This is a genomic window from Fimbriimonadales bacterium, assembly GCA_035559795.1.
Lineage (GTDB): Bacteria > Armatimonadota > Fimbriimonadia > Fimbriimonadales > ATM1 > DATMAR01.
This window is the reverse complement of the sequence record DATMAR010000009.1, coordinates 129,313-149,218: the sequence shown is the minus strand read 5'-3', so window position 1 is coordinate 149,218 and position 19,906 is coordinate 129,313. Positions and strand designations below refer to the sequence as shown.

Here is a 19,906-nt window from a genome sequence, read left to right as displayed (position 1 = left end):
TACTCAGAAGCGTATTTCATGCAAACGAACATCTTCCGAAGTAGCGACGTGGGCATCTCCGCGGGCAAAATCTAAAGCCTTCGCAGCTCCCAACGAATCCAAATCCTTCGGAAACTTCCCGATCATCTCCAAAACAACGTTTCGCAACGTTTCGGAATTTCGAGTGAACATTTCGATTACCTCGGCAGCGCTAACCGGTGGTGTTCCCGTTATTACTCCGCTATCGTAATCCGTAATGAGCGATATATTGACAACAGCCATTCCTAATTCTCTGCATAAGTAGACTTCTGGATATTGCGTCATGTTAATTACTTCCCACCCTTGCTCGGAAAACCATTTGCTTTCCGCTTTCGTGCTGAAACGCGGACCTTGAATAACGACCACAGTTCCCCTTTCGTGAAAAGAAACTCCATGTTCGGAAAGAGTTTCCGCTGCGATTTTGCGTAATGTCGGGTCATAAGTCTCTGCAGAATTAATATGCGAGACGATTGGCCCATCGTAAAAAGTATCGATGCGACCATGTGTTCTGTCAACGAACTGGTCGCAGAGCACGAAATCTCCCGGTTTCACATGTACTTGCAAACTGCCTGCCGCACAAGGACTGATTACGGCTTTCACTCCTAAAGATTTGAAAGCCCAGACATTCGCTCGATAATTGATTTTGTGTGGAGGAATGTCGTGTCTTCGTCCGTGCCTGGGAAGGAACGCTATTTTACGTTTATGTACCTCCGCCAAAAATATCGAATCGCTCGGTGGTCCGTAAGGTGTATCTACTTTAATTTCACGAACGTTCTCTATCAAAGAATAAAATCCTGAGCCGCCGAATATTCCGATTTCAGCACGCATCACTTAAGTTCTGCCTCCGCTCATTTGCCTCTTCATCTCTCCGTATAAGGAATCGATTAGATCCGCTACACGAGCGCCAGGGCGAAGAATCAAATTCGCTTTCACTCCGATGATTCTTTTGCGTTTGCCTGCTTCCGTCAATGACCAGGCTTTGTCTTTGTAATACATAGATGGGTCGTCGCTCACGAAGACGATGTCCGGATTCCATGCGATGATTTGTTCAGGAGTCACTTGCACGAATTTATCTGCTTTGGGTCCGACATATTCACCACCCGCGTTACGGACAACGTCTGCTTGGAAAGAATCCGTCCCGGCAACCCATGGCTGCGAACCTCCCATCGCGACAAGCACTTTAGGCTTAGGTTCTATCGGGTCGCTTTTTGCCCTCGCTATCGCCTCGTCTACTTCATCTACTTTCCTACTCGCAAGCGACTGCTCTAAAAACAGATTCCCTAACTCTAGTACGGTTCGTTTCCAATCTTCCACCGAATCGATTTCGATGATTTTGAGGTTGAGATTCAGTTCTCGCAATCGTTTTTCGTCTGCTGGATTGAGTAGATGCTTATCAGCCAGGACGAGGTCGGGGCGGATTGCCATGATTCGCTCGAAATCGGGTCTCGGGTTCGCCACGATGGGGATGTCCACGATGCTTTGCGGAGAATCGTCCACAGCGGTGCGGCCGATAAGAATTTTTTCGAGATTGAGCATCGCCATGAGTTCGGTAATGCTCGGGCTCAATGAAATCACCCTCCCGTAGACCTGCTTAGGGAGTTCTCCGCCATACTCTGCCGGCTTTTCCCCGCAACCCATCCAACCTAAAAGGATAACCCCTGGAAGCACCCAAACCAGACGAAGCATCCGCCTATTTTGGCACGCCAAAGCAGTGAATAAAATACAATCAAAATAACGGATCCAGTGAAAGGTGGTTTTGTGCGAGGAAATTAAGCGGGTATCTTACTTTTTCATGTTGTAAGGAGGTTTTCATGAACGGGGTCATTCTTCTATCCAGCGTGGTTCTTCAAGCCAGTGTTTCTGGTTCGATAATCTGGCCTAGCGCGTCTCCTTCGGAATGGGAAATCGCTTTGCTAACTCCCGGGGCGGAAATTTCACAAAAGATGAAAGATACGAGTCATTTCGAGTTTTCCGATGTCAAGCCGGGCTCTTATCGAATTAGAATCAAAAAAGATAAAGAAGAATTCTTTATCCTCAACATTTTGATCGAAGAAGGAAAAAACGAAATCACACTTTACTATCCACCGAGTTTGAACAAAGAGGAAAGATCTGCAGGGCTCAAAAACGCCTTCGAAGCAGGGCAAAAAGCGCTGAACGAAGGGCGTTATGACGAAGCGGCGGGGCATTTTCGGAATGCTCTTGCATGGGATACGGGTCAAGCCCCCCTCTGGGCATCATTAGCCCTTACATCGGTCGGTGCAAAAAAATTCGACGATGCACTAAATGCATGGAAAATGGCAATGCGCCTCGATCCGGAGGAGGCATCCTATTGGAACAACTACGGCTCTACTTTATTTCAAATGGGCAGATACGAAGAAGCCCCCCCTTATTTCGTGAGAGCCGCGGAACTCAACCCGGATGGCAAAGGTATTTTTTTGTCGAACGCTGCGGCTGCATGGCTCGCTGCCGGGAATGAAAACGAAGCTATCTCCGCATACGAAAAGGCTATCGAAGACCCGAACGTGCTTCCCGATGCATACTATCATTTAGGTTCCCTCCTCGCTAAAACCGGAAAGTCGAAAGAGGCTTCGGAACATTTGAAGAAATATCTTCAATTAGCGCCGGACGGAATTTATAGTAATTCCGCGAAAAAACTGTTGCAGCAAATGGGAAGATGAGTTCGAAACTGCGCGGAGGAGCGCTCGGAGTTTCCCATCCCCATTTTTCGGGGAGATTGAAAGCGATACAAACTCTCGATGAAATCGAATTGGTGGGGATTTACGATGCGGATGTTACACTCGCACGACGTTTAGGAGAAGAAACCGGCGCTAAGGTTTACTCGAACGAGGAAGAACTTCTTCGTGCGAATCTCGATTTCGTCATTATCGAAAGCACGAATCACGAAAATGCGAGATATGCTTTATCCGCAATTCGTGAAAGGAAAGCGATTCTTCTCGAAAAGCCCGGAGCGCATGACCTACCGACTTTGAAAACCATCTCCCAAGAGGCAGAAAGGAATAACGTTTTCTGCCAAGTCGGTTACCATCTCCGCTATTCACCATCGGTGCAAGAAGCATTGAATATTATCGAAAACGGGGGGGTTGGGCGCATCACTACTGGTCGTTTCCATGTTGCGGTGATGTCTCCCTGGCTGACCGACCCATGGTTCTGCAATCCCTTCGATAGGGGGGGCTTAGTCTATCTCGATTTTTGTCACATGCTCGATTTATTGATTCTGTTTTTAGGAAAGCCCAGTTCCCACCTCTCGAAAATCTTGAAACTGGAAAACGTTCCGAAACATCCATTCGAAGATTCCGGGGCGTTCTTATTCCGATTCGGGGATGCCTTGATAGCCGGTGATTGTTGCGGTTGGGAAGTCAACGACTGGATTACGACATGGGATATCGAATTATATGGAATGGAAGGGACGCTGAAACTCGGAATTCATCCTCCATGGTGGAAATTGTATTCACCATCCAAAGGAGCAGGGTGGAAGGAATGGTCGGAGATGGATTTCGACGGAGACAAGAATTATTTGTTCGAAATGGAGGATTTCGCGAAAAGACTAAGAGGCGAGGTCACTGGAAAAGGGTGCACGCTGAAAGAGGCGGTGACGATTCTGGAAATCATCGAAGAGATGTATCGAGCGAACGGAATGTAACATGGATTTACCGAGTACGAGAAAACACCAAAAACATGAGAGTAGCGACAAAATCTAATTAAGAAATCTTCTTTCTTTTTATGATTGAAATCATCGGAATTTATCTTATTTCTTTTTCACCTCCGCACCCTCTTGACAGTGAACTCTCTTTTTGCTTCGAGTTTTCCGAATGGACCAAGGTCCCATGTTGCGATAGCCGTTAATTTCCCAGACATTCCGTTCTTCGGTGTCCACGACACCGCGCATATGAATCCTCAGCCATAGTGAACTTCTGGCGAATCGAGCACCTTTCCATCAGCATTGACAATCTGCAATCTCGGTGGGGGTGGACGAACACCTGTTTTTTTCTGAATGTTCACTACCATATTGCCATAACTATCCGAGAGAGAAAATTTGAAGAAGTGTTTCTGATTAAATTCGTCGACTTGCAGAGATAACTTGAACGGTGGTCCTACTGGCAACTCGGTTGTCTTTCCTGCTTCGACGATTAGATCCCTACCGTCTCTCTTCGAAACGTTTATCATCCATTCTTCCCGCGGAGTCGGATATTGCACACGCGCATAATCTATCGCATATCTACCGATGGGAAGCGAAAAGCCGCCATTAACCGAACGCATCCAAAGCGTGCCTCTTCGTCCAGAAAGAACGACCAAGGAATCGCCCTTCGTTTTAACTCTTCCCAAAGTACCTTTTTCTCGTTTGAATTTTAAAGAATGATTCTTATCGTCGAAATCTATGCTGTAAAGTCCACCGTCAGGCAATTGAATAAGAGGGGAAATCGGAAACCCTTCGTAGTTCGACATAGCAACGTTTTCCCATTCGAGTTTTCCATCGCCATTGTAATCGATGAAAATGAAATCGCTCGTCGAGTTTTGATTATACGGGGATGCATAAATATCGCTCACCCTTCCGTTCGTGTTCATGTCAACGAGGGCAATCTTGTAAGTTTTTTTGCCGAGCGCGATTTCTGTCTCATAAATCCCGTCAGGGTAAATAAAAAAGCAAACATCCTGAGCCAAAACGAAGCAAACACGTACCGAAGTCTTATTATCGTATCCAGGTATGAATGCGGGACCGTAACAATACCACCCTTCCCACTTCGGTCGGTGTTTTTCGAGCGGAATTGCTTCCTCAGAAGTAAATTTCTTGTCGCTATTCCAATCTACCCATATCTTTTGGGGGGGCATATTCTGTTTAGGCTTAGGCATCACACCGAACGTAAATTCTTCCCGATCTTTGAAAACCACTTGAAAGAAAATAGGATTTTCTATCTTCGGTAGTGTGTATTCTTTAGCATACGGAAAACCTGTTTCGAAGATGGGCGCTGAACCGGAAATGCTCGACGGACGGAACATTTCGACGCCCTGCCCACCTAATTCCTTGAAGTGGAGTCTTGCTTCGATTACTCCGGATTGGAGAAACATCGCCATTGCTACGAGAGTTAAAATCGCCATTTTCGATATCCTCCTTTGGAGATTGCCTCCACAATATTAGTGGGGATGAGAACCTCGAAGGTTCACTCTTGAGCAAATTTTTCGAATCCTCAATCGTGAATGTACCTGCGTTTTAAGGCTTATCCTCTTTCTTTTTGAAGTCGAGACTTGCAGAGTTGATGCAGTAGCGCTTACCGGTCGGTTGAGGACCGTCTGAAAAGAGGTGACCTAAGTGCCCGCCGCATTTTGCACATACGACCTCTGTACGACGCATACCATGACTCAAATCCTCACGTAATTCGACTTTTCCGCTATCCAATACATCCCAAAAACTCGGCCAACCCGTTCCCGAATCGAATTTCGTCTCCGAGGCGAATAATTCTTCCCCACATCCAGCGCAAATATAAACTCCCTTTTCTTTATTGTTCCAAAACTTTCCCGTAAAGGCAGGTTCGGTGCCTTTCTCTCGGAGAATGCGATATTGCTCTGGAGTTAGGAGTTTCTTCCATTCTTCGTCGGTTCGGTCACAGGGTTCCATATTCATGCTCAATCCATCCTTGTTATTTAGTGTATTCGTTTTGATGAAGACGTATGTTGCATGGATTGTATTCGTTTTTTCGTCATAAATGCCAACCACCTTCAAAACGGTATTTTCCGATAGCGAATCTCCCTTCACGATTTCATTCCCTCGTCGCATAAGTGTTTTGTCATCCCAAATGACCTTCACTGTGGTCTCCTTCGGGGTGAAACCTCGAGGATTTTGTAACTTTGTCAATATAAGAGCATTCGTTTGGGTGTCTACGCTTTGTGCGATTCCCGAGAGTTCTACCCCCCCTGCAGGTTTTTCGATTTCACTGACACGTATGGCGGTTGCGAGGACAGAATTTCGTGTAGGGTCGTATTTACCTTCGATCTCGACGGATTGTCCATTTTTCAACGGTATATTCTGCTCTTGCGATGATTCGGCAGGCACTTCTTCGGATAGAAGCGCGGCGTCATCGTAGAGAACTTTGATTAATCCACTTTCCACGAGGTCGAGCAAAAAGAAACCCGACTCGAGGCTCGTTACGATTCCGTGATATTCCTGCGCTTCGTGTCTTTCTGGATTTTCGAAGCCTGTATCATCACCTTGTCGAAGCACGGGAACTACATTTCCTTCGTTATCGAGAGAGAATTTTTCGAGATCGAAATCGATGATGATTTTGTTTTCTTCTGAAGGAGAAACGAGCGGCGGATTGAGGTCGAAGGTTATCACTGCATCCCCTGCATCGAGGATTGTTTTCGTAAAATGTTTCAGTTCTCCCTTTGTTTCACCTTTGCGAATCAATCCGATTTCGTCTTTCAATGTAACTCGAACTTGGTCGTAGGTTCCTGGTGGCATAGAAGCATTTGCAAGATGAGCGAATTTTCCCCCCCATTCATCTCGCAGAGATTTCAAGTCCTGCAATGCTCCTTCCGTGCTCTCGTACGCCGATCGGAATATGCCTTCCGAATCCCGCATTTCGACTTTATAAATCCTCACCCACACGTGTTCGTAATCATCGCGGAAACTATCGGTGAGAAAAACCCCTACCGTGCCAGCAGAGGATTCGGAGCCGGAGAGCCCCCCGCTTCCCCCGCAGCCGGACAGGACGAGAAGACCCGCAACCGTCAGAGCGTGAATTATAGGTGTTTTCATGGTTCCTTTTAACTTTTTCGGTCGTTTTTGCCGATTCATTTGGGAGGCAATGATATTTTACATAATTTTTCAATAGGAATTTTTCACAAGGCATGCATTCGTCGAGGTTTTGTAACGAATACGACATTCGACGGGACAATCCGGAGGCTACAATCAGGGCGCCAAAGAAACTAAAGACTGAGTTATGGATGATCTTCACTTCACCTTTATCCGCAAGGTTCCGACTCTCATATTGTTTTGAATTATTGGGCGAGTGATCACCCACATATCTCCTTCACGTGCTTCGCTTACCGTCACTTTCGCCATTTCTGTTTTAAAACCTTCTTCGCTCGGGTCGCTCGTTACAACAACTCGACCCTCGACATCGGTGATGATAAGCGTTTTTATGGGACCTTTTCTTGCGAGAGCATCACAAATGTTTTTGATATAATCTTTCGTAGGAGTCGTATCGAGAGCAAGCAGCGTGCCGAAAGTCGTCGTTAAATTCTCCGCTAACACGATAGCACTCTGCTTTTTCATTTCGTCCATCTTCGAAGCGAATTCGGCTTCTTGCTTCTCGAGGTCGTTTCTTGCTGCACGCAAAGCGAACATCTGCCACAAAAGCGTGATGATCACAGCAAGCATTACGAGCCAAATCCCTATCACCTGAGCGTTAATCACAAATTTCTTTTCTTCTTTTTTTTCTTCGGTTTCTTTCATTTTTTATCTCCCAAACGAATGGCTCCTTCCACAGTCATGCAGATTCTCTTTTCCCGAGCCCACGATGACTCATTCTGACACGATTCCCGTAGCTTGCAACCCGGGAAGGGGGGCTGAAGACAAGGTTTCCATGTCCAAATCGTCTCTTTCTCCGAATGATAAACGCCAAGCAGCGACATGAGCAATCATCGCAGCATTATCCGTGCAAAGAGAAAGCGGGGCTGCGAAAAAGCCTATATCGTATCGCTTAGAGAGCTCATCCATCTTGGAACGAAGCCTTCGATTCGCGGCAACACCTCCAACTAAAGTGACGGCTTTGGCATTCGTTTCTTTGCACGCATAGAAGGTTCTTTCCGCCAGGACCGAAGTCACGACTTCTTCGAAAGAAGCGGCTAAAGAGGGCACGTCTAAAGAATCTTTCTCCTTCTCGATAAGTTTCAGCACCGCCGTTTTCAAACCGGCAAAACTGAAATTCATGTTGGGGTCGCTAAGCCCTCTTGGGAGTTTATAGCGATGCGGATCACCCTTTTCAGCGATTTTTTGAATAGCGGGTCCTCCCGGAAATCCGAGACCCATAGCCCTTGCGCATTTATCGAAGGCTTCTCCTGCGGCATCGTCGATCGTCCCCCCCAATTTTTCGTACATCCCCGCCCCTCGAACGAGAATCAATTCCGTATGCCCCCCCGAAACCAATAAACAAACATGAGGAAAAGGCACATCTTCTGCCATAAGGGGAGAGAGAATATGCGCCTCCAAATGATGCACGCCGAGCATGGGAACTTTCCATGCCAGAGATAACGCTTTTGCGCCTGCGACACCTACAGCCAATGCCCCCACCAATCCAGGACGATTCGTTACGCCGATTCCACGAATTTCATCGAAAGAAACATGCGCTTCTTCGAAAGCCCGCTCGAGCGCAGGCAATAACGCTTCGGTGTGTTTACGAGCTGCAACTTCCGGAACGACTCCTCCCCACTTCATGTGAAGCGCCGCTTGAGAACTTACGACATTCGATAAAACTTCCCTCCCACGAACCAAAGCGCAGGAAGTTTCATCACAACTCGTTTCGATACCCAAAACGATGCCGTCTAAGTATTCCACTTCTTTTCATGAAGATTATACAGCCACATTACGACGGCATCTTCATTATTATGAGAATAGTAGCGTTTTCGGGTGGCGCAACGTACGAAGCCGAATTTTTCATATAACGCAATGGCTCGAGAATTGCTCGCTCGCACTTCCAAGGTCGCGCACCTCAGTCCTTTTTCTTTAGCATCGTTCAAGAGGTGCGCAAGGAGCTTTTTCCCGATTCCCATTCCTTGATAATTCGGATCGACGGCAATCGTTGTAATGTGGGCTTCGTCTATGACTCTCCAATATCCTGCAAAACCTACAATTTCGTCTTTTGCGATCACTACGAAATACGAAGCCTGAGGGTTATCCAATTCCGAACGAAAGGAGCGTAAAGACCAAGGGGTAGGATTCGTCTTCTCTTCGATTTCATGAACACGAGGTAAATGAGAAACCTGCATCGGCTCGATTCGCACCGAAAGTGCCACTTTCATGCTCCTAAATACGCCTCCCGAACTTTTGGATTATTCAAGCAGGCTTTCCCCGTATCAGTCAAAACGATTCTGCCTGTTTCTAAAACATAGGCGCGATTGGCGAGTTCCAAAGCGCGATGTGCATTTTGTTCTACGAGCAAAACCGTCGTTCCATCCTCATTGATTTGTTTGATGATGCGAAAAACCTCTGTAACCAAGTTAGGCGCTAAACCCAAACTCGGTTCGTCCAGTAAAAGCAGTTTGGGACGACCCATAAGCGCTCGACCGATGGCGAGCATTTGTTGTTCCCCCCCGCTGAGCGTGGCTCCACTTTGATTGAACCGTTCACGAAGACGCGGAAAACGATTCAGCACCATTTCCAAGTCCTTCTGAACTTCTGGGTCTTTTCGGGCATAAGCGCCCAGCAAAAGATTTTCTCCTACCGTAAGATTCGTAAAAATCTTTCTTCCTTCTGGTGCATGAACGATCCCGAGTTGCACGACTCGATGGGGGGGCGCCCCCGTAATGTCCTTGCTTTCGAAACGAATCGTGCCTTCGCGAGGCTTGATTAACCCCGATATCGTTCTTAAAAGGGTACTTTTCCCCGCTCCATTCGAACCGATGATGGAAACGATTTCACCGGCATAAACATCGATATCCAAACCTTTGAGCGCATGAATCGCGCCGTAATAAACGTGCAGATTTCGAATCTCTAACAATTTATGCTCCTTCCGGTTCGGCTACGAAAACGAGTTCCACATCGAATATAAGAGCAGCATTCGGTGGGATTCCACTCCCCACGGGCGGTTTGTTCCCATATCCCAATTGGGGGGGGATTGTTATGGTGCGAACGCCGCCTACGCGCATACCCGAAACACCCATTTCCAGCCCTTTGACCACGGTGCCCTTTCCAATAGTGAAACGCAACGCAGGCTTCGATTGCAAAAGATTCGAATCGAAAATCGTGCCATCGGGAAGCCTACCGACATAGTTGATAAATACCGTAGAGTCTTCCGTCGCGATTTTCCCGCTTCCTAATATCACGTCCTTAACCTGCAAGGTTTTGATTTGAGCAGAAGCCTCTCGTATTTTGTCGAGATTGCGTTCTTTCGGAGACGGGGTGATTTTAATGCGTGGAGGAATAAAGGGTCTGAGTCTCGCCTGGGGAGTGCGACGGTTAGCGAGTTCCTTCGCAAGGTCTTCGGCGATTTCTTCCGTTTTTCGAGGCGGCGTACAGCTCGAGAGACCTAATAAAAGCAAAAGCATAAAAATCGGCATAAGATACGACAGCGCGGCAAGGCGCGGAAAAAGCAGCACGGTAGAAAAGAGTACCTTGTAAAGTTCTAGCGCGTAAAATCTGTTCCTATGCCGTCCCCCTCCGATTCCAAGGCGAAATCGCTGCCGGTCTTCATCAACCGGCGTGCGAGGCACGATTACGAAATCCTCGATTCCTACGAGGCGGGGATCGCGCTTCAGGGTGCGGAGGTGAAGAGTATTTTGCAAGGAAAGCTTAACTTTACAGGTGCATATTGCCGGGTGGTTGACGGAGAGTTGTGGTTGGAAAACATGGATATCGCACCGTACGAACAAGCACGGGCATATGCTCCTCCAAGGCAAAGACCGCGAAAACTTCTCATGCACAAGCAAGAAATCGAACGCTTACGGAGAAGAATCGAAGAAAAAGGGTTGACATTGATTCCTACTAAGGTTTATTTCCGGAATGGGAAGGTGAAGGTCGAGATCTCACTTGCGCGCGGGAAAAAGAGGCATGACAAAAGAGAGAAATTGATAGAAAAAGCAGCGAGAAGAGAGGAAAAGTTATAAGTGTAGGTATCTTTCCTATGGAAAAAGAATGAAAGATTCTGGGCGACTTACTCGCAAGCAGGCAGCAGAGGCATTAGGTGTAACCACGAAAACTCTCGCTCTTTGGGAGCGTAGCGGAAAGATTCCGGCACCTGAAAGGGATTGGCGAGGATGGAGATGGTACGACCCGGAAACACTGGTCGAAATTCGCAGAAAGATGTTAGGAGGTGATGAGAAAACCCAACCACCTCTCGAAATTCCCGGAATGGAACTCAGCACCCGAAATCGTTTAAGGGGAATCGTTAAGGAAATCACCTGTGATGACGTTCAGTGTGAGGTCGTCGTCGAGTTGCCGGATAAGCAGGAAATTGTAAGCGTAATCACGCACAATAGCGTGCGCAGATTGAGGCTTCGCGTCGGAGACAAAGTTACTGTCGTTTTCAAAGAGACCGATGTAATGCTTGCCCGTTAATTCCCTTTACTCTATCCCAGAAGAACGAAACAGTAAATTTTCATTATCGAAAACTGAATTCTCACTCTTGAATTCTCACTCTTGAACGGCGCTGAAATGAATTACAGTAACTAAATGTTCCAAAGAAATCTGTTCGTTATAAATACGTTGAAGCAGATTGCGAACGTCTTCGGGAGTACGAAATTCTGGATTTTCTCGTTCGATATCTCTGCGGCTCAAATCACCTATCGTTTTCAATTCCACTCTATCTATAACCGCTGTATATAATTTTTGGCGCAGACCGAAACGAGGACCGACCGTTACCCATACGAGTTCGCCTTCTCGGTATTTATAGGATTTATCCCCTAAGCGAATCGTCACCGTTTTGCGATGCGTGCGCAACGCTTCCGCATACAACTCGGGATAAAAGTTCAACGCATACATCGTTATTTATCGGTTTTCACGCTTACGAATCGTTGTTTGGAGCTCACGATTGATGCAACGATGCCTAAAACCTCTCTTATCCTCTCTCTTCAATCGGAACATATGCACGTAACGGCTCTCCTTCATAAATACATTTCGGTCTGATAATTCTATTATTGTCCAATTGCTCGATAATATGCGCTGACCATCCCGTGATTCGCGATACTGCAAAAATCGGCGTGTAAAGCGGAATGGGAATTCCCAAGGAATAATACGCATACGCCGCAGGGAAATCCACGTTCGGGAAAAGACCTTTTTCTTCTTTCATGACACGCTCGACGATGTCGGCAATTTGTGCCCACTTTTCGTTTCCGCTTCTTCGTGCAGCTTCTTTGCCGACCTCTCCCATAATTCCCGCGCGACTATCGCTAATGCGATATTCCCTATGTCCGAATCCCATAATTTTTTTCTTCTTCGCAAGGGCGTTTCTTATATAAGTTTCTGCATTCGCAGGGTCTCCGATCTCCAGAAGCATTTCCATAGCTTTCTCGTTTGCCCCCCCGTGTAAGCTTCCCTTCAGGGTTCCAATAGCAGAAACGACTCCGCTATAAATATCGCTCAACGTCGAGACTGTGACTCGAGCGCAAAAAGTGGAAGCATTAAAGCCATGCTCCGCATATAAAACGAACGAGGTATCCAACGCCTTTTCCGCAAAATCGTCCGCTCTTTTACCGAAAAGCATATAGAGAAAATTCGCTGCCGTGTTCAATTCCGGATTGGGGGGGATTGGCTGTTCATCATGTGCAATTCTCCATCCATTGGCAACGAGTGTCCCCATCTTTGCGGTAAGCCGAATCGCTTTTCTCAAATTCGCTTCATGGTCTGTCGGGTCTGCCGAATAATCCGGGTCACTCGGTGCAAGAGTCTGCACACCTACTTTGAGTTGGTCCATAGGATGCGCATTCCTTGGGACCTTCGACATTGCCTCGTATACGAACTGAGGAACATCACGATTTTCCGAAAGAGTTGTTTGAAAATCATCCAATTCCCTCCTCGTTGGCAGTTTTCCGTAAAATAGTAAATAAGCAGTCTCTTCGAAGCATCCTTCTTTCGCCAAATCGTGTACGTTATATCCTCGATACATTAACAGCGACTTTTCTACATCTATGTCGCTCAGCTTCGTGACACCAGCGATAACTCCTTCGAGTCCTGGGCTATAAGTCTGCGATGCCATTATTTTTTCTCCTTGCTAAGTTTTTGAACTTCATCTGCAATTTCTTTATCGAGCGCATTGTACGCTTCGTAATCGATTAGCCGATAGAGTGCTTCACGAGTCATCATTTTATCTAAGATAGAAGCCTGCGTACCTTCATGTAACACAGTTTCGTATGCTCGACGCGCGCTTTCCGCAGCCATTCGAAACGCCGTCATCGGGAAAATCACGAGGCTATAGCCCAACTCCTCGAATTCCTTTGCGGAGATCAAAGGAGTCTTCCCGAACTCGGTCATATTCGCCATGAGCAAGCCGGGAACTTCTTTGCGAAAAAGGGCGAATTCTTCTTTCGACTCTAAGCCTTCGGGAAAGATACAATCCGCACCACTCAGAACATATAGTTTAGCGCGATGGATAGCCTCTTCCAAGCCGGCTACACCTCTTGCATCCGTCCGAGCGATAATCATAAACGAAGGATCTTCCCTGGCTTTCACTGCTGCGCGAATTTTTGACGCCATTTCCTCTGGCGGGACGAGTTGTTTCCCTTCTAAATGTCCACAGCGCTTCGAATGAACCTGGTCTTCGATATGCACGCCTGCGAGTCCTATATTTTCAAACTCTCTAATAGCGCGAACAACGTTCATCGTTCCGCCATAGCCTGTGTCGGCGTCGCAAATGATGGGCACTTTCGAAACTCCCGCGATTGCGCTCGCATGACACACCATCTCTGTGAGAGTAATCAACGCGATATCCGGCACGCCTAGCTGACTGTTCGTGACACCAGCTCCTGTAATGTAAAGGGCTTTCGCTCCAGCCTGTTGTGCCAAAAGGCATGTAATTGCGTCATAAACTCCCGGCGCGATGACGGTTTTTTCTTCGAGTAGTTTTCGCAAAACCGCACCGGGCGAAGGCAGTTTCGGATGAAGCACGAAAAAAGATTACCCCCTCACCCACAACCTCGCTTCTGATAAGTATCATATTAAATGCCCGAAAAGCATGTTCTCTTTTACGAAGGCGGTTGAGCGATTTGCGAGCGGTTTATCGCCTGGGTCAGGCGAAGGGGCGGAGAGAGGATTTTCGAAATCTATCCCTTTCAAACCGCACCCGAGCCACCGATGAACCCAGTTCTCCGAAAGGCTTGCGAAAAAGCGTTGCACGTTCTCACGAGCGATGGGAAGATATTACGTGGTGCGAGAGCCTCATTGTTCGTATTGGAAAAAACGGGATGGGGGGGGCATCGCGCGATTCTTGCAATTTCCCCCGTTTATATGGTTAGGAGAGGCTTTTTATTATTTAATTGCATGGAACAGAAGATGGCTGGGAAAAGTATTTCGATAATGGAAACTTCGATGGTTACGTCCCGGGTGGATGTGTTCGATGAAAGTTCGTCTCTCTTTGGAAATCGCGCGCGACATGGAAACAAATATCTTCCCTCATCGCAGGAGCGATGATCTGCCCCCCCAAAGGAGCGCCGTCTTCGAAACCTATCGGGAAAGCCATCGAAGGCCATCCCAGTAAATTCGCAGGACCTCCATCCCCGCCCATATTTCGAAAACTTTTGTCGAACGGTTCGTCGATAGGGGGGGCTGCATGATAGAAAACCGGAGTGAAAATGCAATCGCATTTTTCCCAAATCTCATTGGCTTTCAATGCCTCGTTTCGAAATCGCATCGCCCATAGATAATCTACAGCAGGCGTTTCGAGTGCAGCGGCAAGCCCTGCGACTTGGTTAATATCTGCCAGCATCTTCAAACGAGGACCGCGAATAAAATTTTCATGAGCGCTCGCCCCCTCCGCATCCACGATAATCCCAACCGCAAGAGAATAGGGCATGGAGGGATACTTCACGTCTACGATTTCATATCCTAATTTCTTGAAAACTTCCACCGCTTCTTTGTATGCTTTCTCACATGCCGTCGCTCGATTTCGCGTGAATTGCTCAGGCAACAAACCTATTCTTAGTTTTCCGAGACGTTTTCCCAAAGATAATTTTTCTCGCAGTGTGCTCGCGTCATGCGAATCCTGTCCAGCAATTGCCGTGAGCACCTCTGCACAACACTCTGCAGAACGCGCCATCGGTCCTAATTTGTCTAAAGTCCAGCATAGTGCCATCGCTCCATAACGGCTCACTCTGCCATATGTGGGGCGAAAACCAGTTACTCCGTTGAATGCCGAGGGGCAGGTGATGCTCCCGCTCGTTTCGCTTCCTATGCTGAACCCCACACAACCTAAAGCGGTAGCGGCACCGCTTCCACTGCTCGAGCCGCCCGCCCATCTCTTTTTATCCCATGCGCACAAGCAAGCACCCACATCGCTCGCATGAGCAACGTTGTAATTTCCCCCCCCTGCAAGTTCTATCATGCTGAGTTTCCCGATTAAAACCGCACCGGCTTCTCGCAATTTTCGAATTACCGTAGCATCGTAATCGAAAACTTGGTCGTGATGCCCTGGAGAGCCCCACCGCGTTGGAATCCCTTTCGTAGCCAGCAAATCTTTTGCTCCGTAAGGGATCCCATGCAATTTACTCTTCGTTCGTCTGTTCTTCTCGAGGTACTCATCCGCTTCTCTCGCTTGTTTCAAAGCGATCTCTTCCGTTATTTCCACGACTGCGTGGTGCTCTTTCCCGAGAGTTTTGAGACGCGCTAAATACGATTCCGTCAATTCGACCGAAGAAATTTTTTTGCTACGTATCGCATCGTGCATTTCCTGAATCGTGGCAAATGGGCTCATCATGGTCGTGTCCTTTTTGAAGGTTGTGGGACGAATATCGTGCATGGTTCGCTGTTTTCGGGGAGTTTGAATCTCCAACGAGCGGCGTAAGCCCTAAAGTTCGATTGCAGCGCATCCTTTGTCAACTTGCGCGCCTCCTTGGATAAAGGCTCGGCTAACTTGGCTTCCAAGCGGGCAACATCGGCTTCGAGGCTTTCTGGCTCTTTTTGCCCCTGCTGGAGGGAGGTTTTCCCCAAAAAAACGGCTCCCAACGAGACAGCTCCTAATTCCTTTGCAAACTGCCGACGCGAGATTTTCTTCATAAAAAGATTATTCTCCACAAAAGCGTGAATTCCCTGCTTGTTAAAAAGAAAAGTTTACGGTTTCCGGACTCGTGGACTTGTCAGACTAAGAGCAATTGGGGAGGTTTATAAATTTAGCGAGTCGCCTTAAAACAAACTTTTCACCTTTTCTACGACATCGTTATTATTCGGCACGCACAGGAGTTCCAATTTCCTCGAATAAGGCATCGGTACGTTCAGCCCCCCCACTCTCAATACGGGAGCATCCAAATCGTCGAAGCAACTCTCTTGAATCTTCGCCGCTATTTCGGCTCCGAAGCCGCCGAACTTCCAATCCTCGTAAACAACTACAGCGCGGTGCGTCTTCTTCACGGACTCGAATAGTGTCTCCGAATCCAAAGGCATCAACGAACGAACGTCTATAACTTCCGCGGATATTCCCTCTTTCTCTAATTCCGCAGCGGCTTCTGCACACACATGCGCCATTCGAGAATATGCAATCAAAGACACGTCTTCTCCGAACCTGCGTATTGCCGCTTTTCCGAATGGAATCGTGAAATCGTCGCCGGTGGGGGCTTCACCTTTCAATCCGTATAGGTTCGGATTCTCTGTGAAAATCACGGGGTTATCGTCACGAATTGCCGTCTTTAGCATCCCATAGGCATCTTCCGGTGTGGAAGGAGCGACGACTTTCAAACCAGGTACATGCGCATACCAGCCTTCCACACTATGACTGTGTTGAGCGCTCAACTGATGCGCTGACCCCCCCGGTCCTCGAATCACCATAGGAACTTTGAATTGCCCACCACTCATGTAATGTATTTTTGCAACATGATTGATGATTTGGTCGAATGCTAAAATCGAAAAACTCATCGTCATCATTTCCACCACAGGACGCAAACCCTGCAGTGCGGCGCCCATCGCGATGCCGACGAAGCCCGGTTCCGATATCGGTGTATCCACCACGCGCTTCGAACCGAATTGTTTAATCAAGTTTTGCGTTACACGAAAACTGCCTTGATATCTCCCGATGTCTTCTCCGATAAGAAACACATTTTCGTCTCGCTCCATCTCTTCGATGAGTGCTTGACGAAGTGCTTCGCGATAAGTGATTTCTGCCATCAGTGTCCTTTCTCCGGTTCGATGTCAGTGTAAACATCCCGATAAACTTCTTCCGGTTCTGGATGCGGAAGCGCTGCTGCCTTTTTATAGACTTCTTCCATTTCTTCCTGAATTTCTTTGCGAATTTTTTCGAGTTCATCTTTGTTGATGACATCGTGTTCGAGCATATGCTTTTCCAAAAGAAGTATCGGGTCGCGTTTCTTCGCTTGTTCTATTTCTTCTGGCGAGCGATAGAGAGTTTGCTCCACGTCTGCAGCACCATGTCCTTCGAAGCGATAACTCATGATTTCGACGAAATAAGGGCGTTGCGTTTTTCGCACATGTTCGATGATTCGTTTCGCATCGCGCCGCACTCGAAGAACATCCATTCCATCGATTCGTTCATGTTCCATGCGAAATCCAGCGGCACGGTTATGTAGTTCCGGGTCTGCCGAGTGATATTCCACTCGAGTTCCCATTGCGTATTGATTGTTTTCGACAATAAACACAACCGGCAAATCCCAAAGAGACGCCATGTTCATAGCCTCGTAGAGGATTCCGGCATTGACTGCTCCATCTCCCATGAATAAATGCGTAACTTGGTCGCCGCCCTTGTATTTCGTCCCGAATGCCAATCCAACGCCTATTCCCGTATGTCCACCGACGATCCCCCAACCTCCATAAAACCTATGCGCAGCGCTATAGAGGTGCATGGAACCTCCCTTCCCGCGACTCAGGCCACCGGTACGACCCATAATTTCCGCCATCACTGCAACCGGGTCACATCCCAGGTATAGGGCGTGACCATGGTCGCGATAGGCGGTGATAACAGGGTCGTCGTTGCGAATGCATGAAAGCCAGCCGACAGCAACTGCCTCTTGGCCAGAGTACACGTGTAAATAACCCCCCGCGAGCCCCGCACGAAATGCTTTGATAGATTGGTCCTCGAAGACCCTTATGCGAAGCATTTCGCGAAAAAGACGTACGAGTTCTGCTGGGCTCTCGGTGCCGGCTTCAGTAGGTTCGACCGCTTCCTTCTTCATGGGGAAACTCATAGATAATTTGAACTCCTTCTATCAGGTTTAGGGCTGGTCATTGTATTCGAGATGTCTTCGAATCGGGAACTCGTATTGTTGCAGATAAGCGTTGAATGACAAATTGTACCTCTTCGATATAAGTCATTTTTCGCATAGTAAGTCATTTTTTCATACGAGGACGAGCGAGCTCGCACACTTGCTTCATCTTATCTTCGTTTTTTACGTGGTCGTTATGATTTTCGTCATTCCATTAGACGTCTTCAGAGAAAGGATACGTGGGAAGCATTCTCTTCAATGGTTTGTCCTCACGGTAACCGAGGGCATATTCAGCCTGCAAAAGGGTATGGATTTCGCGAGTTCCCTCGTAAATCATCGCCCCTCTTGAATTTCTGAAATACCGTTCGACAGGAAATTCATCGGAATATCCATAAGCCCCATGAATTTCTATGGCATCATGAGCCGCTTGAAATGCGTTATTGCAATTCACCCATTTCGCAAGCGATGCCTCCCGGGTGTGACGGAGACCGACATTTTTCATCCATCCCACTCTCTGATATAAAAGGGTACCGATCTCGATTCCCGCAACCATATTCGCAATCATCTGTTGAATGAGTTGCTTTTTCCCGATAGGTTCACCGCCCACTTTTCGTTCTTGTGCATAAGCGACAGAGGCATCCAAACACGCACGCATTATCCCCACCGCTCCAGCCGCAACTGTATAACGGCCATGGTCGAGGGCGCTCATCGCGATACGAAACCCATCCCCCTCTTCCCCTAAACGATTTTCGACAGGAACACGCACATTATCGAAAAAGATCTGTCCGGTGTCCCCTGCGCGAACCCCCAATTTGCCATGTATAGGGCGACTGCTAAATCCGGGAAGATTTCTTTCGACGATAAACGCACTCATTCCTAAATGACGCGGTTTTGCATCAGGATTCGTTACAGCGACGACTAAAAACTGATCAGCATAATTCGCTAAGGAAATCCAGGTTTTCTCGCCATTCAGTACATAAACATCTCCGTCTTTTTCGGCGCGCGTTCGCAAATTGACGGCATCGCTTCCCGCATCGGGTTCGGTCAATGCGAACGCACCCACTTTCTCTCCTTTCGCGAGAGGCGTTAACAGTCGTTGTTTTTGTTCTTTGTTTCCCCATTGCAAAAGTGTGAGAGCGTGCAAAGCAGAATGAACACTCAAAACGACCCTTGCACTCGTGTCGGCTTTTTCGAATTCTTCACATACGATTCCCAAACTAATGTAATCCGAATCACTGCCGCCATATTTCGCAGGCAATGCGACTCCTAAGAACCCTGCTTCTCCCATTTTCTTCAATAAATCCGGCTTGACTTCGTGGTTGCGGTCGCGTTCTCGGATATTGGGCAGAATTTCGTTTTCAGCGAATTTCTTCGCAGATTCACGAATGAGTTCGTGTTCTTGACTGAGTCGAAAATCCATTTGTGCGTTATTCTACAGCAATATCGAAGAGCGGCGAGGTGTTTCAATTGGTGCTTTTTCTTCGAAAGTAAGAAAGCGAATCAGCAACCACGACCTCGAAATAAATGCAAAATAGTGTCCTCCAATGGTTTTGACATTGTTAATCGCTTTCAGCCTCATTGGGATCGTGGGTTCGATATCCTTAGCGGGGATACTTTTGGTGTTTCCCGATACGACTCGAAAGATTCTCCTTCCGTCACTTATCAGTTACGCAGCAGGCACGTTATTAGGGGCTTCTTTTTTGGGACTCTTGCCGGAAGCGGCGAACAATATAGGAATCGAAAAAGCGCTCGAAATCACTTTGCTGGGAATCTTGCTTTTTTTCTTTTAGAAAAGGCA

General features: G+C 47.5%; 24 protein-coding genes. 6 read left to right on the top strand and 18 right to left on the bottom strand.

Features of this window, described 5'->3' with window-relative positions; genetic code table 11:
• Positions 1-3: 3 nt before the first annotated feature.
• Both VNK96_06265 and VNK96_06260 read right to left on the bottom strand, forming a co-directional pair.
• Entirely contained in the window at positions 4-846 is an 843-nt protein-coding gene (locus tag VNK96_06265; protein ID HWP31309.1) for an S-methyl-5'-thioadenosine phosphorylase, read from the bottom strand.
• Positions 847-849: 3 nt separating this feature from the next.
• Positions 850-1,704, bottom strand: coding sequence for a helical backbone metal receptor (locus tag VNK96_06260; protein ID HWP31308.1), 855 nt, complete (start codon positions 1,702-1,704; stop codon positions 850-852).
• 125 nt (positions 1,705-1,829) lie between these two features.
• On the opposite strand from VNK96_06260, the gene VNK96_06255 reads away from it, so the two are divergent.
• Together VNK96_06255 and VNK96_06250 are read left to right on the top strand one after the other, a co-directional pair.
• The gene (locus tag VNK96_06255; GenBank protein ID HWP31307.1) at positions 1,830-2,696 is read left to right on the top strand and encodes a tetratricopeptide repeat protein; all 867 of its coding nucleotides are present in this window, start codon (positions 1,830-1,832) and stop codon (positions 2,694-2,696) included.
• On the top strand, positions 2,693-3,679 hold the full coding sequence (locus VNK96_06250) for a Gfo/Idh/MocA family oxidoreductase (protein HWP31306.1): 987 nt from the start codon (positions 2,693-2,695) through the stop codon (positions 3,677-3,679). Before VNK96_06255 ends, VNK96_06250 begins: the two co-directional genes overlap by 4 nt.
• A 254-nt stretch (positions 3,680-3,933) precedes the next feature.
• Here the strand turns inward: VNK96_06250 and VNK96_06245 are convergent, their stop codons facing one another.
• From VNK96_06245 to VNK96_06215, 7 genes are all read right to left on the bottom strand, one after another.
• Entirely contained in the window at positions 3,934-5,133 is a 1,200-nt protein-coding gene (locus VNK96_06245; protein HWP31305.1) for a hypothetical protein, read from the bottom strand.
• Positions 5,134-5,245: 112 nt separating this feature from the next.
• On the bottom strand, positions 5,246-6,790 hold the full coding sequence (gene msrB, locus VNK96_06240) for a peptide-methionine (R)-S-oxide reductase MsrB (GenBank protein ID HWP31304.1): 1,545 nt from the start codon (positions 6,788-6,790) through the stop codon (positions 5,246-5,248).
• A gap of 195 nt (positions 6,791-6,985) precedes the next feature.
• Positions 6,986-7,489, bottom strand: a complete 504-nt coding sequence (locus VNK96_06235) for a hypothetical protein (protein HWP31303.1) — start codon at positions 7,487-7,489, stop codon at positions 6,986-6,988.
• Positions 7,490-7,558: 69 nt separating this feature from the next.
• Positions 7,559-8,590: a tRNA (adenosine(37)-N6)-threonylcarbamoyltransferase complex transferase subunit TsaD gene (gene tsaD, locus VNK96_06230; protein HWP31302.1), complete on the bottom strand. Its 1,032-nt coding sequence runs from the start codon at positions 8,588-8,590 to the stop codon at positions 7,559-7,561.
• The gene (gene rimI, locus VNK96_06225; GenBank protein ID HWP31301.1) at positions 8,578-9,054 is read right to left on the bottom strand and encodes a ribosomal protein S18-alanine N-acetyltransferase; all 477 of its coding nucleotides are present in this window, start codon (positions 9,052-9,054) and stop codon (positions 8,578-8,580) included. Before rimI ends, tsaD begins: the two co-directional genes overlap by 13 nt.
• The gene (locus tag VNK96_06220) at positions 9,051-9,752 is read right to left on the bottom strand and encodes an ABC transporter ATP-binding protein (GenBank protein HWP31300.1); all 702 of its coding nucleotides are present in this window, start codon (positions 9,750-9,752) and stop codon (positions 9,051-9,053) included. The genes rimI and VNK96_06220 overlap by 4 nt, the downstream gene beginning before the upstream one ends.
• Before the next feature lies 1 nt (position 9,753).
• Positions 9,754-10,350, bottom strand: coding sequence for an FKBP-type peptidyl-prolyl cis-trans isomerase (locus tag VNK96_06215; protein HWP31299.1), 597 nt, complete (start codon positions 10,348-10,350; stop codon positions 9,754-9,756).
• Positions 10,351-10,398: 48 nt separating this feature from the next.
• On the opposite strand from VNK96_06215, the gene smpB reads away from it, so the two are divergent.
• On the top strand, positions 10,399-10,857 hold the full coding sequence (gene smpB, locus VNK96_06210; GenBank protein HWP31298.1) for an SsrA-binding protein SmpB: 459 nt from the start codon (positions 10,399-10,401) through the stop codon (positions 10,855-10,857).
• A 28-nt stretch (positions 10,858-10,885) separates the two neighbouring features.
• Positions 10,886-11,308 (top strand): TOBE domain-containing protein, encoded by a 423-nt coding sequence (locus tag VNK96_06205; protein HWP31297.1) that lies wholly within the window; start codon positions 10,886-10,888, stop codon positions 11,306-11,308.
• A 75-nt stretch (positions 11,309-11,383) separates the two neighbouring features.
• Here VNK96_06205 and VNK96_06200 read toward each other — a convergent pair whose 3' ends face one another.
• The 4 genes from VNK96_06200 to VNK96_06185 all read right to left on the bottom strand — a co-directional run bounded on the left by VNK96_06200 (position 11,384) and on the right by VNK96_06185 (position 14,080).
• Positions 11,384-11,731 (bottom strand): ASCH domain-containing protein, encoded by a 348-nt coding sequence (locus tag VNK96_06200; GenBank protein ID HWP31296.1) that lies wholly within the window; start codon positions 11,729-11,731, stop codon positions 11,384-11,386.
• 76 nt (positions 11,732-11,807) lie between these two features.
• A complete protein-coding gene (locus VNK96_06195; protein HWP31295.1) occupies positions 11,808-12,944 on the bottom strand; it encodes a citrate/2-methylcitrate synthase in 1,137 nt (378 codons plus the stop codon).
• Entirely contained in the window at positions 12,944-13,852 is a 909-nt protein-coding gene (gene prpB, locus VNK96_06190; protein HWP31294.1) for a methylisocitrate lyase, read from the bottom strand. Before prpB ends, VNK96_06195 begins: the two co-directional genes overlap by 1 nt.
• A 45-nt stretch (positions 13,853-13,897) precedes the next feature.
• Positions 13,898-14,080 (bottom strand): hypothetical protein, encoded by a 183-nt coding sequence (locus tag VNK96_06185; protein HWP31293.1) that lies wholly within the window; start codon positions 14,078-14,080, stop codon positions 13,898-13,900.
• Between the two features lie 13 nt (positions 14,081-14,093).
• On the opposite strand from VNK96_06185, the gene VNK96_06180 reads away from it, so the two are divergent.
• Positions 14,094-14,261 carry a hypothetical protein gene (locus VNK96_06180; protein HWP31292.1) on the top strand — a complete coding sequence of 56 codons (168 nt, stop codon included), beginning with the start codon at positions 14,094-14,096 and terminating at the stop codon, positions 14,259-14,261.
• Between the two features lie 15 nt (positions 14,262-14,276).
• Here VNK96_06180 and VNK96_06175 read toward each other — a convergent pair whose 3' ends face one another.
• The 5 genes from VNK96_06175 to VNK96_06155 form a co-directional block, all read right to left on the bottom strand.
• On the bottom strand, positions 14,277-15,656 hold the full coding sequence (locus tag VNK96_06175) for an amidase (GenBank protein HWP31291.1): 1,380 nt from the start codon (positions 15,654-15,656) through the stop codon (positions 14,277-14,279).
• Positions 15,653-15,955 (bottom strand): hypothetical protein, encoded by a 303-nt coding sequence (locus VNK96_06170; GenBank protein HWP31290.1) that lies wholly within the window; start codon positions 15,953-15,955, stop codon positions 15,653-15,655. The genes VNK96_06175 and VNK96_06170 overlap by 4 nt, the downstream gene beginning before the upstream one ends.
• Positions 15,956-16,081: 126 nt before the next feature.
• Positions 16,082-17,056 (bottom strand): pyruvate dehydrogenase complex E1 component subunit beta, encoded by a 975-nt coding sequence (locus VNK96_06165; GenBank protein ID HWP31289.1) that lies wholly within the window; start codon positions 17,054-17,056, stop codon positions 16,082-16,084.
• Positions 17,056-18,078, bottom strand: a complete 1,023-nt coding sequence (gene pdhA, locus VNK96_06160) for a pyruvate dehydrogenase (acetyl-transferring) E1 component subunit alpha (protein HWP31288.1) — start codon at positions 18,076-18,078, stop codon at positions 17,056-17,058. Before pdhA ends, VNK96_06165 begins: the two co-directional genes overlap by 1 nt.
• Positions 18,079-18,322: 244 nt before the next feature.
• On the bottom strand, positions 18,323-19,528 hold the full coding sequence (locus tag VNK96_06155) for an acyl-CoA dehydrogenase family protein (protein HWP31287.1): 1,206 nt from the start codon (positions 19,526-19,528) through the stop codon (positions 18,323-18,325).
• A gap of 124 nt (positions 19,529-19,652) precedes the next feature.
• On the opposite strand from VNK96_06155, the gene VNK96_06150 reads away from it, so the two are divergent.
• Entirely contained in the window at positions 19,653-19,898 is a 246-nt protein-coding gene (locus tag VNK96_06150; GenBank protein ID HWP31286.1) for a hypothetical protein, read from the top strand.
• Positions 19,899-19,906 lie beyond the last annotated feature (8 nt).

Excerpts from the sequence above, each read along its gene's own strand:
- VNK96_06265 (HWP31309.1), bottom strand. The coding sequence starts at position 846 with ATGCGTGCTGAAATCGGAATATTCGGCGGCTCAGGATTTTATTCTTTG.
- VNK96_06260 (HWP31308.1), bottom strand. The coding sequence starts at position 1,704 with ATGCTTCGTCTGGTTTGGGTGCTTCCAGGGGTTATCCTTTTAGGTTGG.
- VNK96_06255 (HWP31307.1), top strand. The coding sequence starts at position 1,830 with ATGAACGGGGTCATTCTTCTATCCAGCGTGGTTCTTCAAGCCAGTGTT.
- VNK96_06250 (HWP31306.1), top strand. The coding sequence starts at position 2,693 with ATGAGTTCGAAACTGCGCGGAGGAGCGCTCGGAGTTTCCCATCCCCAT.
- VNK96_06245 (HWP31305.1), bottom strand. The coding sequence starts at position 5,133 with ATGGCGATTTTAACTCTCGTAGCAATGGCGATGTTTCTCCAATCCGGA.
- msrB (HWP31304.1), bottom strand. The coding sequence starts at position 6,790 with ATGAAAACACCTATAATTCACGCTCTGACGGTTGCGGGTCTTCTCGTC.
- VNK96_06235 (HWP31303.1), bottom strand. The coding sequence starts at position 7,489 with ATGAAAGAAACCGAAGAAAAAAAAGAAGAAAAGAAATTTGTGATTAAC.
- rimI (HWP31301.1), bottom strand. The coding sequence starts at position 9,054 with ATGAAAGTGGCACTTTCGGTGCGAATCGAGCCGATGCAGGTTTCTCAT.
- smpB (HWP31298.1), top strand. The coding sequence starts at position 10,399 with ATGCCGTCCCCCTCCGATTCCAAGGCGAAATCGCTGCCGGTCTTCATC.
- VNK96_06205 (HWP31297.1), top strand. The coding sequence starts at position 10,886 with ATGAAAGATTCTGGGCGACTTACTCGCAAGCAGGCAGCAGAGGCATTA.
- VNK96_06200 (HWP31296.1), bottom strand. The coding sequence starts at position 11,731 with ATGTATGCGTTGAACTTTTATCCCGAGTTGTATGCGGAAGCGTTGCGC.
- VNK96_06195 (HWP31295.1), bottom strand. The coding sequence starts at position 12,944 with ATGGCATCGCAGACTTATAGCCCAGGACTCGAAGGAGTTATCGCTGGT.
- VNK96_06180 (HWP31292.1), top strand. The coding sequence starts at position 14,094 with ATGGGAAGATATTACGTGGTGCGAGAGCCTCATTGTTCGTATTGGAAA.
- VNK96_06175 (HWP31291.1), bottom strand. The coding sequence starts at position 15,656 with ATGATGAGCCCATTTGCCACGATTCAGGAAATGCACGATGCGATACGT.
- VNK96_06170 (HWP31290.1), bottom strand. The coding sequence starts at position 15,955 with ATGAAGAAAATCTCGCGTCGGCAGTTTGCAAAGGAATTAGGAGCTGTC.
- VNK96_06165 (HWP31289.1), bottom strand. The coding sequence starts at position 17,056 with ATGGCAGAAATCACTTATCGCGAAGCACTTCGTCAAGCACTCATCGAA.
- pdhA (HWP31288.1), bottom strand. The coding sequence starts at position 18,078 with ATGAAGAAGGAAGCGGTCGAACCTACTGAAGCCGGCACCGAGAGCCCA.
- VNK96_06155 (HWP31287.1), bottom strand. The coding sequence starts at position 19,528 with ATGGATTTTCGACTCAGTCAAGAACACGAACTCATTCGTGAATCTGCG.
- VNK96_06150 (HWP31286.1), top strand. The coding sequence starts at position 19,653 with ATGGTTTTGACATTGTTAATCGCTTTCAGCCTCATTGGGATCGTGGGT.